Consider the following 16048-nt stretch of genomic DNA (forward strand, 5'->3'; position numbering starts at 1 on the left):
TGAATGATAATCACCAGAATTGTCAATCTTTGGATACAATAAAGACGATACAACACTAATAACAATCAATAACAATGGGAAGAGCATTCGAATTCCGTAAAGAAAGAAAATTCAAGCGTTGGGCCAAGATGGCCGTGCAATTCACACGCCTTGGCAAAGAGATTGTGATGGCTGTAAAGGACGGTGGGTCAAATCCCGATGCAAACTCACGCCTGCGGACAGCCATGCAAAATGCGAAGGCAGTAAATATGCCGAAACACACGGTAGAAGCTGCTATTAAGCGGGCAAGCAATAAGGATGAAAGCAATTATGAAGAACTAGTGTATGAAGGATATGCACCCCATGGTGTAGCAATTCTCATCGAAACTGCCACCGATAATACAAATAGGACTGTTGCTAACGTACGAAGCTATTTCAACAAGACCAATGGTACTCTTGGTAAAACAGGATCACTTGATTTTATTTTTACACGTAAATCTGTTTTCCGATTTGATCCGGGTGACATGGAGCTTGATGAGCTGGAATTGGAGCTAATAGATTTTGGTTTGGAAGATCTTTATGTGGAGGCCGATGAAACAGGTAAAGACGTCGGAGTGATCCATACTTCATTTGAAGATTTTGGAAAGATGCAGAAGGCCCTGGAGGAAAAAGGCATCTCTGTTATAAGCGCTAAGCTGGAAAGGGTATCGGAATCAACAACCGAAGTGAGCGAAGAACAGGCTGCCGATGTGTTCAAACTAATCGACAAGCTTGAAGAAGATGATGATGTTCAGGCGGTTTATCATAATATGGCAGAATAAGTCGGGCGAATATGACTTTCGAGGAATTCCTAAATAAGAAGAAAATAGACCTGGCGCAATTCAAAACTGCCGAGCCGGGTTTGTATTTGGAATTTCAAAGCCATTATAGTCAGATGGGAGCGAAAAGCTTCGACCATAGTAAAAAATTCCTTTTCAATAAGTTGAGAAGGGCTTACCACCTTAAGGAAGAACCAAAAACAGTTCCTGCAAAAGAAATTATTGAAGTTAATGAGATTGCTTCGCAGGCAGAGCCGCTATTATCTCCTTCAGTGGAAGCCACCGTTTACACGCCGCGATTCCGAGCCACCGGGACGCCAAAGAAAGAAGATGAGGAAATCAGATATCTGAAATCTGAAAGTGGGGACCTAGCCTCTGATAAACCTAAGCCAGCCTATACCCCTAGGTTTAAGGCACAGCCTGCTCAAAGGCCTGAAGCCAGTCCTGTAGAAAAAACGGAACAAGCTAGCCTGTCAGCTAAGCCTGCATTCAAGCCCCGCTTTAAGCCGGGCATGACCGGAACAACGTCAGCAAATTCCATAGAAGAGAATGAAGAAGAAATCCCCGCTGATAAGCCCAAACCCGCATACGTTCCACGTTTTAAAGCTTCCGTAACAGCCAATCCCGCTGAAGAAAAGATGGAAGAAACTCCTGCAGTTAAACCAAAGCCCGGATACGTGCCTCGATTCAAAGCCCCCGCAAAAGCCAACCCGTCTTCGCCTTCCGAAAACTCGGACCTCTGACCTCAGACTACTGACCTCCGAATACAGACCCTAGTCCCCTACCTCCTGTGCGAAAACAACCATGGAAGCAATCCCGGATCAGCAAAGGCCGCATCCCAGCTATTGTGGCCAGCCTCAGGATATAATGTCAGCTTAACATCTTTTGCTTTTAGCCGCTGAAGTTCTGCAACCACCACTTTAGATTTCTCACTTGGCACCGTAGTATCTTTTTCCCCGTGAAAGAACCATAAAGGGATCTTTTTATATTTTTTTACATTAGCCACATTATCGCCCCCGCAGATTGCAAAAGCGGCTGCAAAAGTTTTAGGCTTGCGGCGCAGGATTTCCAGCGTACCCATGCCTCCCATTGATAATCCACCCACGTAGAATTGTTTATTATCCGAATATTTCAGATCCCTAACCTCTTCGACCAAATCCATCAACAAACTCATTGCTTTACCTGGCTCTCCGCCTTCCTGAAAACCGAAGCGTTCGCCCGTATTCCTAATTTGAACATTTGCCCAAAAATCTCTTGGCGGACATTGCGGCACAACCACTATTGCAGGAAATTCCTGACGCATGCGGGCACTTTGAAAAAGGTCGCCTCCATGGAGCAACTGTGCTTCATTATTATTGCCCCGCTCACCAGCACCGTGCAAAAAGAACAGGACAGGATATTTTTTCGCTGGGTCAAAGTTCTCAGGCATCAGGAGCCTATAAAGCAGAGTATCAGTCCCTCTGACAAAAACTTCTTTCGTATAGGTACTAGTTTGGGCTATAGAACTTTGCTGAAATACCAAAATGGTAAAGGCCAGGCAGATGATTTTTTTCATAAGGTCAAATTAGCAAAAAAATCTATTTATCCAGCCTCGCCTTACCAGTCTGAGAGTTGAAGATCAAAATCAGAAAGGGAAGCAGACCCTCTCACATAATAAATTGTTATTCGGACATTTGAGGGGACCTAGGTTTACCGGATAAGAATTAAAACCAACCGTTCAAGTGCCTTATTACTTCTTCAAGAAAACGAAGTATACCGCCAAGATCAGAAACCCAAATCCGACAAGGTGGTTCCAGGCAATCTTTTCGGTACGAAAAAACAAGAGCGAGAAAATTAGGAAAATACCAATTGATAATGCTTCCTGCATCATTTTAAGCTCAAGCAGACTAAACGGCCCGCCGTTTCCCTTAAAACCATATTTATTAGCCGGTACCTGGAAAATGTATTCAAACAAAGCAATACCCCAGCTGATTGCGATAATTGCGATCAGTCCCAGTCCTTTGCTCCATTCCATTTCTCTAAACTTCAAATGCCCGTACCAGGCAAGGGTCATGAAAATGTTGGAAATACAAAGCAGCCCAACCGTTGCTAAAGCTTTCATTGACTTACCTGGCTAATGATTTGCTTTTTGATATTGACAGGCTGCGGCACTTTGACGTAATATCCGGTACCGTCATACTCACGCTTTCGTGGGTGGGCCTGACATACGGTTGAACAGGCGCCTTCAAGTTTTTCCCCGCAATCATCACATTGGGTAAAGTGCTCATTACATTCAGGATTGGCACAATTAATCATTTTGGTAGTATGACTATCGCAATTTCGGCAGGTGGAAATTACAACCGGATTTACTGTGTTCACGTCAACTGCAACCCTATTATCGAAGACGTAACACTTTCCTTCGAAATCCTTACCACCTGCTTCCTTGCCATATTTTATTATCCCGCCATGCAACTGGTATACATTTTCAAATCCTTCGTGTAAAAGCAGCGCGGATGCTTTTTCGCATTTAATGCCCCCAGTGCAATAAGTAATAATTTTCTTGTCTTTGTATTGAGCCAATTCGTTGATCTTAGCCGGAAAATCGCGGAAGTTCTCGATATCCAGGGTTACTGCATTTTTAAACCTGCCGATCGAATGCTCATAGTCTGAACGCACGTCAAGAATAACCACATCGTCATTATCCTTCATGTTGATAAACTCATCTGCTTCGAGATGGATGCCTGTCTTTTTCTCCGGGTTTATAATATTTGGATCCCGCAAACCAGAATGTACTATCTCGGACTTATACCGGCAATGCATCTTAATAAAAGATGGCTCGGGTACTTCATCGATCTTAAAGTCGATCTTTGCAAAACGAGGATCAGCATGAAGCGTATCCATATATATTTTACAGGATTCTTCAGTACCTGAAACCGTACCGTTCAGACCTTCATCGGCCACGATTATGCGGCCAACCAGATTAAGGGACTTACAAAATATAAGATGTTCTGACGCGAATTGTTCAGCATTCTCTATTGCGTTATAGCAATAGTATAGGAGTGTGTTATACTTAATCATAAATCATTGATACTGCTGCAAACAGCGTTTAATGCGGTGGCAAAGATACGACGGAGTGCTTGATTTATCAAGACATGGGGGCTTCGAATGCGAAAGTGCCGTAAATTTAGGTCCAACTTTTTGGGTGGAAACCTATCTACAGGTTATTATCAAAAGTTAAGTTGAGTATTTAATTTAATACCTTAACTATGTTAGGGAGTTAAATTATGACAAAACACGGCATCAATCATCTGAACTACAACTGTCATACAATCAAATGGCTGTAGATCACGAAAAACTCATGACGGGCAAATCGTCCGACGGGCTTCAGGCTTACCTGGATAATTATAAGAAGTACACAACCGAAGCAGTTGAGGCTGCAGTCGCAGAAATGCAAAAACGTGGTAGAGTATTTACTGAAGAAGAGTTGATGAAACTGCGAACTAATCTTAAATCCCAGGAGGTAGTGCGTGAAGAACAAGATATAGCGCTCTCCGGCACCAAATTGGATGAAAACATTGTCGACGATCAAAATGCCCCCGAATACTATTCTGAAAGGGCGATCTATATATTTTCTGCTCTTTTCAGTGTTCTCTTCGGAGCCGCTTTGTTAGCTATAAATCTACGAAATACACGACAAGAAAAAGGGATATGGGAAGTTGCGGCATTTGGTATTTTATATACTTCCGTGCATAAAATGGTCTTTACCACGATGGATGATACTGCTGAGTTCACTGCAAATGCTGCACTTGATCCGTCTACCCCTCGCTTTTTAAGAATTGCTGGCGACCAGGTAAGTCCTAAGGAGATCAGGGAAATAATGAGAGATATATCGGGTAAGAGATATCGCATGCTGAAAACAGGAGGTCCTGGATTGTTGAGTCTGGTAATCAGAATCACTAAAACGATTGCTCCTGGAAAGACTGAACTTTACCCTGCCTGGCAGGGAATGCAGTATATGCGAAATATGATAGACAAACGGGCAGATCTGAGCAGCACCGACAATAGCCGTTATCAGGGGGTAAAGTGGACTACCGTGAAAGATCTGATATCTAAACTTCCGGCAGAAGAAATATGACCATTAGTATTGGTTAGTAAACTGCAAATTTTGAGTAATCGCCCCCACTTTCTATCTTTATCTTACTCATCCTAAAAGAAAAACATGGAATTCAATCCATCGAACCCAATTGTCAAGCTGTGTCTCCAGGGAATGGCTTTGGAAGACCAGGGCAAACCCGAAGAAGCGGCCAAATTTTTTATCCAGGCATGGACAGAATCGACAAACAACTTTGAAAAGTTTCTTGCTGCTCATTATGTGTCTCGTCATCAGATGAATGTCCAAGACAGGTTACTCTGGCTTAAAACAAGCCTTGACCTTTCGAAAAAAATAGACAGCCAGCTTGTTCACAGTGCCCTCCCTGCTTTATACATCAGCATTGCCCAATGCTATGAGGAATTAAAAGACGCTGCAGCCATTAAACATATCCATGAGGAATTAGCAAAGGAATTAACTAAAAACCCCTTTGATAAAGGCCCCTTTTATCATGGAACGAGGGCAGCACTTAATGTTGGTGATCTGTTAATTGCAGGTAGCAATTCAAATTATAAAACAGACCTCAAGATGAACCACGTCTATTTTACGGCCATAAGTAATGGAGCAGGATTAGCCGCGGCATTGGCTAAAGGTGATGGACCGGAACGAGTTTACATCGTAGAACCCACTTCGGGCTTTGAGAATGATCCGAATGTAACCAATAAAAAATTTCCAGGGAACCCCACCCGGTCGTACCGTTCAACAGCCCCTTTAAAAATCATTGGAGAGTTAAAAGAGTGGGACAGGATATCTCCAGAAGACCTTCAGCAATGGCGCGATAAGCTGGCCAAAAATCAAGGCGAGATTATTAATTAGGCAGCCGATCTTGCCCAGTCGTCGGGCTCTCCTTATATTTATTCCATGGAGAATATAACCGAATCCCTGTTTGCCGAAAATACGCTTGATGAGTTCGGTTTCATACGCTACATCTACCATACCCATAAACCGAGAGCCTTATTTCTTATCGACTATGAGCCAGATCCTGAGACGCTTGTTTTAGTTGATGAGATTGACAGTTTTAAAGATTATAGTGACACCGAGATAGATGGAATGATGATCCGGCTCCGGGGGTTATGGCGACAATATAAAACTGAGATTCTGGAAGAACCTGAATTGTGTTTGGATCCATCCGAAATGAAGCACCCCGATCTTGATGACGTAGTAACCATCTCAATTATAAACGGAACGGAAAAACCTGATCCTGCGGAATTTGAAATGCTGGATAAGAGTTGTCTCCTAAAAATGTCAATTAACAATCAAGGATTCTGGGCGAGCATCCTGGAGTTTGATCTCGAAACCGAGTCTATTATTGGCGTGGTGCAAAGCTACCTAGATGAAGAAGATCTAAAAACAAAAGATCATTTCATGGCCTTCAAAACCCGTATGCTATCCTAATCCCCTTATCCACTTTAGTCGCCCTTTCATAAGCGAAGCCGTACATCACACGGAATGTAAGATATTCAAGACCAAAATAAACCTCGCTGTATTGCTTTACATTGGGTTGGGCCAGATAATTTATGCCAGCTACCTCTTTCAATTTGAGTTTGCGTATCAAAGGAAGTTTGTTAGTTATGAAGCCAGAGAAATTTTGCTCTAAATGTGCTTCCACATACTTATCTGTGGTACTCAACTTATAAAAATCAAGAAAAAGGAAGCTGTTGATCTTTGGAATATAACTCAAGCTCATGTTGCCTACGAAATGTTTTGCATCAGGGAAGAATATCTTCGTTTGGTTCAGGAATGCACCTCCCCCAAGCCAGAATTTAAACTGCCCGTACATCCCCAGCTTTATGTCTGACTTGGTTAGGTCAAACGCTAATAGAGAATAGTCAGCGTCGGAACTAAAAACACCGGGAAACGCTCTGGTATAGGTAACACCGAGCCTGGGGTATTTAGATTGTTGATGAACCCTACCCGTTGGATATGTCGCGTACTTATTGCTAAAATCGTAAGTTCCCCTTAAGGATATTTTGAACGATTGGTTCTCAGGAAAGAGCGGTAAATTCCCAATGCCGGAATGAAATGGATTGTTAGGTGTAAATGAACGGCTCTTGAGATCACGGACGGTGTAATCAGAAGTGTTTTCCAAACTGATACGGTTTGCCCATTCAGCATTCAAGCTTCCAAGCAAGCCACCGAAACGCTGCGACACTCCAAGCAAGAAAAATTTCTTTTCATAAAGCTTTAGCAGGTTTCGTTCATAGAACAAAGAATTGATGGAATTTCCCAGCTGGCTGATACTACCCTGACTATTCAGGTCAAGCACATCAGACCCAAGGTTAAAAAACAGGTTTGCAGCTTTCACCGGGATATTCCCTGAAACGCTTCCATATAATTTGTCGCTGGAAAAGCCATAGCGTACCTTACCGGTAAAATTCACAAACTTATTGGTGAGAGAATCGAGTCGCTTTGAATAACTGGCCTGATAATTAATCCCAAAGCCTTCAACGGTATTGTAAAATGCGGAATTAATGAGCGAGCCAAAGCTATACGCTTCCTTCCTAAATCTATACCTTGGGTTATATCCCGAACCAATAACAAACTGGACAGGTTTAAACTTATTATGAACCTTATCCAGGGAATCAAGGTAAGGTTTAGACTCCCGCTTCGCAGCCAGCACCGCTTTCTTTTCATAATCGTTTTTCTCCTCTTCAGTAAGAGGCACCGGCCTTGCCTGCGTCCAGTATATGCTGTCTTTCTTATTTACCTCCCGGGTGATCTTTAATACTTCTACGAAATCCTTCTTGGTTAAGCCAGGACTTAGATCATAATTTTTATAAAGCGCCAGGTAATATCCGCCGAAGCGAAACCCAAAAAGGCCACCGGTGAAATCATACCTGATCGACGACGGCAGCCATACCCTGGAGCTGACAGGAATATATTGCTGTCTGATGCTGAGCGTATCAACGAAGTTGATGTTTGCCTGTTTCGTCATATAGAGATCTGAGCTGTGGATCCTCCAGCTGTCTTCGATAATATATATAAACCCTCTGAATACCGGGTCGCCGCCTCTTTTAGGGATCAGCTCGATTTTGTTAACCAGTTCGCCATTTTCCATACTGGTACCAATGAGCTTATAATTGTAATAGAATAAAGCATTTTCAGCTATTGGAGATATAAAAGGTCGGTTACTAATTCCTTCCATATTTATGATATTCTCATAGAAGTTTATATTGATGTCTGAAGCACGATTGAAGCTAAACGCACGGTTGCTTCCCGACACTTTGGAAGCAATCATTTCTTCGTGATAGCTGTCAGGCTGCTTGTAACTCAACTTTGACTCGGATTCAGAAAGATAAAAGATACCAGTCCGGTTCGAATCCAACCCGATTTCTTTACCAAGGTCATCAATGTTTTTACCAAGAAACTTTTTCGGTGCTGCAAGCATTTTTTGCATGCCTTTGATATAAACATCGGTGCTGTACTCATCTGCTTCACGTAAGTGCGCTTTTCTTTTCTTTATGGCGTTCCTGATAACTTCATATGCTGGATCTTCGCCGTCGGATTTGACAATAACATCTCCCAGTTCAAATACAGCTTCTGCGAGGCGCACGTCAAGATTGTAATTAGTTTTCAGGTCAATCTGCCTCGTCACCTGGCGATATCCGATCGCTCGATAATAAAGATCATGCTTCCCTGCATTTAGCCTTAACGAATATTCGCCTTCGCTATTGGCGGAAGTCCCGATTGTTGTATTTTTCTCATAAATGCTTGCAAATGGGATACCCTTGCCCTGTTGATCGGTGATCTTGCCGCGTACGGTCAATGATTGTGCTGACAAGGTTAGAGAAAGAATAGAAAAGGCGCATGCAAGGAAAAACTTCATGGAATAAAGACGAATATTAATGTTAAAGGTGACGCAAATTACATATATACGTAGAGATGTTATGTTAAGGAAGGTTAAAGTCTGCAGAATTCGTAATTTTGCAGACTCAAAAGCAACCTTCTATGTATAAAACATTGCAGCCTGTATTGGAAAAAGAGCTTGAAGAAATTGAAAAAGCAGGCTTATATAAACGCGAAAGAATAATTATATCACCCCAGGGGGCGGACATCCAGGTTGAAGGCGGCCAGGATGTAATAAATTTCTGCGCGAATAATTACCTGGGGCTTTCATCTCATCCTAAGGTTATTGAAGCTGCAAAGAAAGCAATCGACTCGCATGGATTTGGCATGTCGTCTGTACGCTTTATCTGCGGAACACAGGATATTCATAAAGAGCTGGAGGAAAAGATCTCCAAATTCCTCGGAACAGAAGACACCATACTTTACGCAGCAGCATTTGATGCTAACGGCGGTGTGTTTGAACCTCTATTCAACGAGGAGGATGCGATCATTTCTGATACGCTGAACCACGCATCTATTATTGACGGGGTACGTTTATGCAAAGCACAACGCTACCGCTATGAACACGATAACATGGCAGACCTCGAAGCAAAGCTTCAGGAAACCCAAAGTTTGCGCCACCGCATCATAGTTACGGATGGATCTTTTTCCATGGATGGAACCATAGCGCAACTGGACAAAATCTGCGACCTGGCTGATAAGTACAAAGCATTGGTTATGATAGACGAGTGCCATTCATCGGGATTTCTGGGAAAAACCGGCCGTGGCACACATGAACATCATAATGTAATGGGTCGGGTTGACATCATCACCGGCACTCTTGGCAAAGCTTTAGGCGGCGCCTCGGGAGGATTTACCTCAGGACCCAAAGAAGTGATCAGCATGCTGCGCCAGCGCTCAAGACCATATTTGTTCTCAAACACGCTTGCCCCATCAATTGTTGGTGCTTCTATCGCCGTGCTCGATATGCTGAGTGAGACAACCGATCTTCGTGATAAACTGGAGGAGAACACTAAATACTTCCGGGAAAAGATGACTGCAGCCGGCTTTGACATCAAGCCAGGGGTTCACCCAATTGTCCCAATCATGCTTTATGAAGCAACATTGGCACAGGAATTTGCAGCGAAATTACTTAAGGAAGGTATCTATGTTATTGGATTTTACTTCCCTGTCGTTCCAAAGGGAAAAGCGCGGATACGGGTTCAGCTTTCTGCAGCGCATGAACGGGAGCATCTGGATAAAGCGATCGCCGCATTTACAAAGATCGGCAAAGAACTGGCTGTGCTGAAATAATAACAAAAATCGATTCGTAGAGAATATCCGTATATCATATCAACAATCCAACATGCAGCAAAAGATCGATCAATACCTTAGCGAGATAAATTCTTTCCAAACAAAAAATGCCGATGAGCTGGAAGCATTCAGGATAAAATTCCTGGGCACAAAAGGTATTATTAAGGACCTTTTTGAAGAGTTTAAAACCGTTTCTCCTGAAGAAAAACGAGGCTTGGGTAAAGTTCTGAATGAGTTCAAGCAGGCTGCAGAGAGCAAGTATCAGGAGGTTAAAGAGGGTTCAGAAGCCTTGGACGACAGCGCAGGATCAGATCAGGATCTCACTTTGCCTGGGCAGGGGTTTCAACTTGGATCTCGCCATCCACTATCACTGGTGAGAAAAGAGATCATTGGTATATTTAATAAGCTTGGATTTCATGTTGCTGAAGGCCCTGAAATTGAAGATGACTGGCATAATTTCTCTGCCTTGAATTTCCCGGAAGAGCATCCGGCGCGTGATATGCAGGATACATTCTTCATTAAAAAGGGTGGTGAAAAGGGTGACATCGCCTTGCGTACTCACACTTCATCCGTACAGGTTAGGATGATGGAGGCAGGCAAGCCACCATTCAGGGCGATTATGCCAGGACGTGTGTACCGAAATGAGGCAATATCTGCACGCGCTCACTGCTTCTTCCATCAGGTAGAGGGCTTGTACATTGATGAAAACGTTTCTTTTGCTGACCTAAAGCAGACCCTTTTCTATTTTGTACAGGAATTATTCGGTGAGGGCACAAAAGTAAGGTTCCGCCCGTCGTACTTTCCTTTTACCGAGCCGTCTGCAGAAATGGATATTTCCTGTACGATATGCAAGGGTGACGGATGCCAGTTTTGCAAGTACAGCGGCTGGGTGGAAATCCTGGGCTGCGGCATGGTCGACCCGAATGTTTTGGAGAATTGTGAGATAGACAGTAAAAAATATACAGGTTACGCATTTGGAATGGGGATTGAAAGAATCACTAATCTAAAGTACCAGATCAAAGACCTGCGCTTATTCTCAGAAAACGATGTTCGCTTTTTAAAGCAATTTCAATCAGAGATGATCTAATGAAAATAAGGCTGGGTTTTATACTGCTTTTTTTTGTACTGGCAGCGTGTTCGAAAGACGACGAAGACCGCATACCGAACGTGTACGTGAATTACCAGGTCACGCTGCAAGAATTTGCAATAAAAAGCAACAATGGGCTACTTGTGGTTAACAAGGCAAGTAATACCGGTGTTGCTGGCTTGATCATATATAAGAAACCAAACAACGAATACGTCGCATTTGACCGTTGCAGCTCTGTTAATCCTCAGCAGCAATGCGCAGTGGTCCCTGATGATCCTAACTTGACCGCAACCGATCCGTGCAGCGGGGCCAAATTCTCCATGTACGATGGCTCTCCGGTTAAAGCGCCGGCAAAAAGGGGGCTGAAAGAATATCATGTAATAATTACTAATTTTACGCTCGCTGTAACCAATTAGAATGGAAGTCGATAAAATAAAGGAAAGTATAAAGAAAGCGGCGCAGGACCTGTTCAGAAAATACGGTTACCATAAAACCAGTGTGAACGAAATTGCCAAACGGGCAAAGATCGCCAAAGCAACAATTTACAAATACTTTGAGAGCAAAGAATTGTTATTGCAGGCAATTTTGATGGAATATATACAGCATAGCGTTCATGAAATCATCCATAATCCATCGGAAGACCTGGACGAAGAAGCCTATTTGAGCAGTATTATTCTCAAAACAAGCCGCCTTTCTTACACTGTTTGTAATGAATTTATTGGCTGGGAATTCATTCGTGAATCCGCAAACTCCCAGGAGTTTTTGAAATCTCTTTCAGATGATCTGGAAGATCTTCTAATCCGATCATTCAACGAGACACAGCTTTTTAAAGCTGATGACTATATAGCAAGGCTTCGGTTTCTTATCAAGGCCAGCAAAAGTATTGTTTTCTCATTCGCATTTACTTCGGTAAGCGATTCAGACGTACGCAAAAATTTCATATCTTTTCAAAAGGAGATCCTACCCTATTTGGTTAAGGCGGCGGTTAAATAGTATACTTTGAGAGTTGAGAGTTTACGGTTGACACTGGAACCCTAACCCTATCTAAAAATCCGTAACTTAATACCTCCACTTTTCACCTTCCACCTTCCACCTTCCACCTTCCACTTTCCACTTTCCACTTTCCACTTTCCACTCTCCACTCTCCACTCTCCACCTTCCACTTTCCACTTTCCACCTTCCACCTTCCTCACTATACTAATTTGGTTTTCAGTATATTTATATTATCTTTGTTACATTAAGCAAGCAAAAGCCATGAGCAAGGAGATTCTGGAAATTTCTATTTTGATCGATGAGCAATTTGATTTTTAAGGAGCATTTGAAAAAATCGAGCCTTTTCAACTAAACTGCATTTTCAATAATTGACAATTGATAACTCTCAATTGACGATTGCGAAATTGCTATGCTTATTCCTAACTTAACAAATTACTTCCTACCTACTTCCTACTTCCTACTTCCTACTTCCTACTTCCTACTTCCTACTTCCTACATCCTAACTCATACCTCATACCCCCTGGCTCAAATAATTTCCCTAATTTTGCCGCTCATGAAAAAAGTGCCGGCAGATAAAAAGTTCTTGCAGAACATCGAAGTAATAGATATTGCTGAAGAAGGCAAGGGTGTAGGTAAATCGGATGACCTTGTAATATTTATTGACAAAGCAGTTCCGGGTGACCTGGTCGATGTGGAGCTGGTACGCCGAAAGAAAAAATTCTTTGAAGGCCGGATTCAGAACCTGGTCAGACCATCAGAACATCGCACTGATCCATTTTGTCAGCACTTTGGTGTATGCGGCGGGTGTAAATGGCAGACTTTAACTTATGAGTCGCAGCTAAAATTCAAGCAAAAAAGTGTTGGCGATGCACTCCAACGCCTCGCAAAGGTGGATATCTCCGGAATGGAAACTATCCTCGGCTCAAAAGCTTCACGATACTATCGTAACAAGCTTGAATATACTTTTTCAGATAAACGCTGGCTTACTGATGGCGATATGAGGTCTGAAGAAACCATGGAAATGAATGCCCTCGGTTACCATATTCCCGGCAGGTTCGACAAGATACTGGATATAGAACACTGTCATCTGCAAGCCGATCCTTCTAATGATATACGCAACCAGGTAAGAGAATATGCCCTTGCAAATGAAATTTCATTTTATAACCTGCGCAACCATGAAGGGGCTCTGAGAAATCTGATCATCAGGACCTCAAGCATAGGCGAGTTGATGGTTATTGTCGTGTTTGCTTACCCGTCAGATGAGCAGGTGACCGGAATGATGGAATTTCTAAAAAACGCTTTTCCAGCTATAACATCGCTGTTATATATAATCAATCAAAAGAAAAACGATACGATTTTTGACCAGGAAATTAATGTTTATAATGGTCGAGATCACATTTTCGAAAATATGGATGGTCTTAAATTTAAAATCGGTCCAAAATCGTTTTACCAAACAAATTCCGAGCAAGCATTTGAATTATATAAAATAACAAAAGATTTTGCAGGCTTCAAAGGCGATGAATTAGTGTATGATCTGTACACCGGAGCCGGAACAATTGCAAATTTCGTTGCTTCGGATGTGAGGAAAGTTATCGGTATCGAATATGTCCCAACGGCCATTGAAGACGCAAAGATCAACTCTGAAATAAATAACATCGGGAACACCAGCTTTTATGCCGGCGACATGAAAGATATTCTGAATGCCGAATTCATCTCCGAACACGGAAAACCTGACGTGGTAATCACCGATCCTCCCAGGGCAGGAATGCACCAGGATGTGGTAAATCGCCTGCTTGAAATGGAAGCTGAGAAAATAGTTTACGTAAGCTGCAATGCTGCTACACAAGCCCGAGATATCGCTTTATTGAAAGAAAAATATGAAGTTACAAAGATACGTCCTGTTGATATGTTCCCTCATACGCAGCACGTAGAAAATGTTGTTTTGCTACAGCTTAGCAAGAACCAACTTTTACAATCATAACCTACTAGCATGGATATCAAAGACCTGTTAAACCCGGAGGAAAGCAGCGGGGAAGCTAAAAAAGAGAGCCCGCTTAAAAGTCTTGAGGGCGATCTCAAGTTTTATAATGAATCGCTAAAGGAAGTTGCTGTCGAAATAATGGCTGAGGGCATATCTTCATACCCAATCTTCGTAGCTCACCAGCATGAAGTTAAATTAGGCGAGGTTATTTTAGACAAGAACGATCTGAATACAGAGTGGAGTATCCATGCATCCACCCTCGAGGAGTTTATGGAAAAAGGCCTTATTCTTCCTGAGAAACAGGAGAAATTCCTTAAACAATACAAAGACGCATATCATTTCATGTGCGTCTTTGTGATTGTGCCCGAAGGGGCAAACTTTGTATTCTTCCCGTACCAGTAAGAGGAGAATAATTTACATCTTTCGAACCCGCGAAGCTATAGAAGACTCGTTATTATCAACCTTTGCATCCCCTTTATAATTGACATTGGAGGCGCCGCTTGCCTTTGCAGAAAGCGTTTTAGAAGCACTTACATAGATGTTTGATGCACCGCTTGATTCAGAAATAACATCTTCTGCTGAAAGATCGTAAGCTTTAATATTTGATACACCTGAGGTTTTTGCAGTCAATCTCTTTGTACTGCCAGTTAATGTGATATTGGAAGTTCCGCTTCCGTCAATGTTCAGTTCATTGGACTTGACGTTCAGCTTTACTGTACTGACACCTGACATACCAATATCCACTTTATCTGATTCAATCAGGCTTTCACCGTATACGTGAGTTACGCCGCTGGCGTCGATCTTGTTGAGATTTTTATACGAAACATTAATCCTGACTTTGGCATTTCCATAGTTCTGTCCTTTGCCGTTTTCACTTTGTTTCATTCTGATAACCAGCACATTGTTAACGACCTCTACAATCAGGCGATCGTTGAAATCTTTGTTATTAACCTCTACGTCAACCTTTTCAGTCTCACCCCTTGTAAGATATACGTGGGCAATACCTCCCACCTTTATAGCTGAGAAGCTACTAACAGGACGATTCTCTTTTATTAATACATCCTGAGCAAATAATCTGATGCCCGATAGGATAAATAATACGATCAGGCCAATTGTCAAATTTCTTTTCATAATTTTCATCAATGAATAATTGTTTTTTAATGCTATGAAGCTTGCATGAGCTTATTTTCATTTCGTTGTGTGTGCAGTATGCTCATGCACGCTTCTTATTTACCTAACAGACGATTTGATGTTATCCTGCGTTGCATGAGCAGGTGAAATTATTTAATAGTAAACCAGCATATCTGAGAGAATATGTATTTTCAAGCGAAATTTGAAGGACAATGACTGCAAAGAAATTATTGATACTTGACAAAAAACAAATCCAGCAGAAGATTGAGCGAATGGCTTATGAGATTCTCGAAGATAATCTGAACGAGAAGGAGATCATTATGGCTGGAATTGTTGATAAAGGATATACCATTGCAAAACAGATCAAGAAAGCGCTTGAAGCAATTTCCGAAATCAAGGTAACTCTGATGAAGATCGAATTGGATAAGAATAGCACCCATCTGCAGGCTGTCACTGATATTGAAGTCGCAAAAGCCTCAAATAAAGTAGTAATTCTTGTTGATGATGTCCTCAACAGCGGAAGAACACTTGCCTACGGACTTGGTGTATTCCTGGATATCCCGCTTAAAAAGCTTAGAACCCTTGTTTTGATTGATCGCAGTCACCGCAATTTCCCCGTATCGCCTGACTATACAGGGCTCGAACTGGCTACCATTCTGAAAGAACATGTAGATGTGGTAATGGGCGTCAAATCCGAAGCAGACGCAGTTTACTTAAGTTGAAAGTGGAGAGTGGAGAATTGAGAGTTGTGAGTTGTGAGTTGTGAGTTGGCACCGTACCTAGTCAGATAT

General features: G+C 42.3%; 18 protein-coding genes. 12 read left to right on the forward strand and 6 right to left on the reverse strand.

Annotated features, from left to right (window positions below):
* The first annotated feature begins 74 nt into the window (after positions 1–74).
* Positions 75–800 (forward strand): YebC/PmpR family DNA-binding transcriptional regulator, encoded by a 726-nt coding sequence (locus tag B5X60_RS09080; protein ID WP_079702385.1) that lies wholly within the window; start codon positions 75–77, stop codon positions 798–800.
* Between the two features lie 11 nt (positions 801–811).
* On the forward strand, positions 812–1540 hold the full coding sequence (locus B5X60_RS09085; protein ID WP_079702386.1) for a hypothetical protein: 729 nt from the start codon (positions 812–814) through the stop codon (positions 1538–1540).
* Positions 1541–1578: 38 nt separating this feature from the next.
* Here the strand turns inward: B5X60_RS09085 and B5X60_RS09090 are convergent, their stop codons facing one another.
* The 3 genes from B5X60_RS09090 to trhO form a co-directional block, all read right to left on the reverse strand.
* A complete protein-coding gene (locus B5X60_RS09090; RefSeq protein WP_079702387.1) occupies positions 1579–2352 on the reverse strand; it encodes a carboxylesterase family protein in 774 nt (257 codons plus the stop codon).
* A 174-nt stretch (positions 2353–2526) separates the two neighbouring features.
* The gene (locus B5X60_RS09095; protein ID WP_079702388.1) at positions 2527–2898 is read right to left on the reverse strand and encodes a DMT family protein; all 372 of its coding nucleotides are present in this window, start codon (positions 2896–2898) and stop codon (positions 2527–2529) included.
* Positions 2895–3854 carry an oxygen-dependent tRNA uridine(34) hydroxylase TrhO gene (gene trhO, locus B5X60_RS09100; protein ID WP_079702389.1) on the reverse strand — a complete coding sequence of 320 codons (960 nt, stop codon included), beginning with the start codon at positions 3852–3854 and terminating at the stop codon, positions 2895–2897. The genes B5X60_RS09095 and trhO overlap by 4 nt, the downstream gene beginning before the upstream one ends.
* A 256-nt stretch (positions 3855–4110) precedes the next feature.
* Here trhO and B5X60_RS09105 point away from each other — a divergent pair, with 256 nt between their 5' ends.
* The 3 genes from B5X60_RS09105 (at position 4111) to B5X60_RS09115 (ending at position 6321) form a co-directional block, all read left to right on the forward strand.
* Complete coding sequence (locus B5X60_RS09105) at positions 4111–4911, forward strand: Rossmann-fold NAD(P)-binding domain-containing protein (protein WP_079702390.1); 801 nt, start codon at positions 4111–4113, stop codon at positions 4909–4911.
* A gap of 405 nt (positions 4912–5316) precedes the next feature.
* Positions 5317–5742, forward strand: a complete 426-nt coding sequence (gene arr, locus B5X60_RS18640; RefSeq protein WP_407641467.1) for an NAD(+)--rifampin ADP-ribosyltransferase — start codon at positions 5317–5319, stop codon at positions 5740–5742.
* Between the two features lie 45 nt (positions 5743–5787).
* A complete protein-coding gene (locus B5X60_RS09115) occupies positions 5788–6321 on the forward strand; it encodes a hypothetical protein (RefSeq protein ID WP_079702392.1) in 534 nt (177 codons plus the stop codon).
* Here the strand turns inward: B5X60_RS09115 and B5X60_RS09120 are convergent.
* Positions 6299–8752: a DUF5686 and carboxypeptidase regulatory-like domain-containing protein gene (locus B5X60_RS09120; RefSeq protein ID WP_079702393.1), complete on the reverse strand. Its 2454-nt coding sequence runs from the start codon at positions 8750–8752 to the stop codon at positions 6299–6301. The genes B5X60_RS09115 and B5X60_RS09120 overlap by 23 nt on opposite strands.
* A 122-nt stretch (positions 8753–8874) precedes the next feature.
* On the opposite strand from B5X60_RS09120, the gene kbl reads away from it, so the two are divergent.
* The 4 genes from kbl to B5X60_RS09140 are packed head-to-tail and all read left to right on the forward strand — an operon-like array spanning position 8875 to position 12145.
* The gene (kbl, locus tag B5X60_RS09125) at positions 8875–10065 is read left to right on the forward strand and encodes a glycine C-acetyltransferase (protein WP_079702394.1); all 1191 of its coding nucleotides are present in this window, start codon (positions 8875–8877) and stop codon (positions 10063–10065) included.
* A 52-nt stretch (positions 10066–10117) separates the two neighbouring features.
* Positions 10118–11152, forward strand: coding sequence for a phenylalanine--tRNA ligase subunit alpha (gene pheS, locus B5X60_RS09130; protein WP_079702395.1), 1035 nt, complete (start codon positions 10118–10120; stop codon positions 11150–11152).
* A complete protein-coding gene (locus B5X60_RS09135) occupies positions 11152–11568 on the forward strand; it encodes a Rieske (2Fe-2S) protein (protein ID WP_079702396.1) in 417 nt (138 codons plus the stop codon). The genes pheS and B5X60_RS09135 overlap by 1 nt, the downstream gene beginning before the upstream one ends.
* Before the next feature lies 1 nt (position 11569).
* On the forward strand, positions 11570–12145 hold the full coding sequence (locus B5X60_RS09140; protein ID WP_079702397.1) for a TetR/AcrR family transcriptional regulator: 576 nt from the start codon (positions 11570–11572) through the stop codon (positions 12143–12145).
* 47 nt (positions 12146–12192) lie between these two features.
* Here the strand turns inward: B5X60_RS09140 and B5X60_RS18275 are convergent, their stop codons facing one another.
* A complete protein-coding gene (locus B5X60_RS18275) occupies positions 12193–12345 on the reverse strand; it encodes a phosphotransferase (protein ID WP_170878423.1) in 153 nt (50 codons plus the stop codon).
* A 353-nt stretch (positions 12346–12698) separates the two neighbouring features.
* Here B5X60_RS18275 and rlmD point away from each other — a divergent pair, with 353 nt between their 5' ends.
* Together rlmD and B5X60_RS09155 are read left to right on the forward strand one after the other, a co-directional pair.
* Entirely contained in the window at positions 12699–14126 is a 1428-nt protein-coding gene (gene rlmD / locus B5X60_RS09150) for a 23S rRNA (uracil(1939)-C(5))-methyltransferase RlmD (protein ID WP_079702398.1), read from the forward strand.
* Between the two features lie 9 nt (positions 14127–14135).
* On the forward strand, positions 14136–14528 hold the full coding sequence (locus B5X60_RS09155; RefSeq protein WP_079702399.1) for a hypothetical protein: 393 nt from the start codon (positions 14136–14138) through the stop codon (positions 14526–14528).
* Between the two features lie 12 nt (positions 14529–14540).
* Here B5X60_RS09155 and B5X60_RS09160 read toward each other — a convergent pair whose 3' ends face one another.
* Entirely contained in the window at positions 14541–15257 is a 717-nt protein-coding gene (locus tag B5X60_RS09160; protein ID WP_170878424.1) for a head GIN domain-containing protein, read from the reverse strand.
* A 212-nt stretch (positions 15258–15469) separates the two neighbouring features.
* Here B5X60_RS09160 and B5X60_RS09165 point away from each other — a divergent pair, with 212 nt between their 5' ends.
* A complete protein-coding gene (locus B5X60_RS09165; protein WP_079702401.1) occupies positions 15470–15979 on the forward strand; it encodes a phosphoribosyltransferase family protein in 510 nt (169 codons plus the stop codon).
* Positions 15980–16048 lie beyond the last annotated feature (69 nt).

Source organism: Daejeonella lutea, assembly GCF_900168015.1.
GTDB lineage: Bacteria > Bacteroidota > Bacteroidia > Sphingobacteriales > Sphingobacteriaceae > Daejeonella > Daejeonella lutea.

Excerpts from the sequence above, each read along its gene's own strand:
- B5X60_RS09080 (WP_079702385.1), top strand. The coding sequence starts at position 75 with ATGGGAAGAGCATTCGAATTCCGTAAAGAAAGAAAATTCAAGCGTTGG.
- B5X60_RS09085 (WP_079702386.1), top strand. The coding sequence starts at position 812 with ATGACTTTCGAGGAATTCCTAAATAAGAAGAAAATAGACCTGGCGCAA.
- B5X60_RS09090 (WP_079702387.1), bottom strand. The coding sequence starts at position 2,352 with ATGAAAAAAATCATCTGCCTGGCCTTTACCATTTTGGTATTTCAGCAA.
- B5X60_RS09095 (WP_079702388.1), bottom strand. The coding sequence starts at position 2,898 with ATGAAAGCTTTAGCAACGGTTGGGCTGCTTTGTATTTCCAACATTTTC.
- trhO (WP_079702389.1), bottom strand. The coding sequence starts at position 3,854 with ATGATTAAGTATAACACACTCCTATACTATTGCTATAACGCAATAGAG.
- B5X60_RS09105 (WP_079702390.1), top strand. The coding sequence starts at position 4,111 with ATGGCTGTAGATCACGAAAAACTCATGACGGGCAAATCGTCCGACGGG.
- B5X60_RS09115 (WP_079702392.1), top strand. The coding sequence starts at position 5,788 with ATGGAGAATATAACCGAATCCCTGTTTGCCGAAAATACGCTTGATGAG.
- B5X60_RS09120 (WP_079702393.1), bottom strand. The coding sequence starts at position 8,752 with ATGAAGTTTTTCCTTGCATGCGCCTTTTCTATTCTTTCTCTAACCTTG.
- kbl (WP_079702394.1), top strand. The coding sequence starts at position 8,875 with ATGTATAAAACATTGCAGCCTGTATTGGAAAAAGAGCTTGAAGAAATT.
- pheS (WP_079702395.1), top strand. The coding sequence starts at position 10,118 with ATGCAGCAAAAGATCGATCAATACCTTAGCGAGATAAATTCTTTCCAA.
- B5X60_RS09135 (WP_079702396.1), top strand. The coding sequence starts at position 11,152 with ATGAAAATAAGGCTGGGTTTTATACTGCTTTTTTTTGTACTGGCAGCG.
- B5X60_RS09140 (WP_079702397.1), top strand. The coding sequence starts at position 11,570 with ATGGAAGTCGATAAAATAAAGGAAAGTATAAAGAAAGCGGCGCAGGAC.
- rlmD (WP_079702398.1), top strand. The coding sequence starts at position 12,699 with ATGAAAAAAGTGCCGGCAGATAAAAAGTTCTTGCAGAACATCGAAGTA.
- B5X60_RS09155 (WP_079702399.1), top strand. The coding sequence starts at position 14,136 with ATGGATATCAAAGACCTGTTAAACCCGGAGGAAAGCAGCGGGGAAGCT.
- B5X60_RS09160 (WP_170878424.1), bottom strand. The coding sequence starts at position 15,257 with ATGAAAAGAAATTTGACAATTGGCCTGATCGTATTATTTATCCTATCG.
- B5X60_RS09165 (WP_079702401.1), top strand. The coding sequence starts at position 15,470 with ATGACTGCAAAGAAATTATTGATACTTGACAAAAAACAAATCCAGCAG.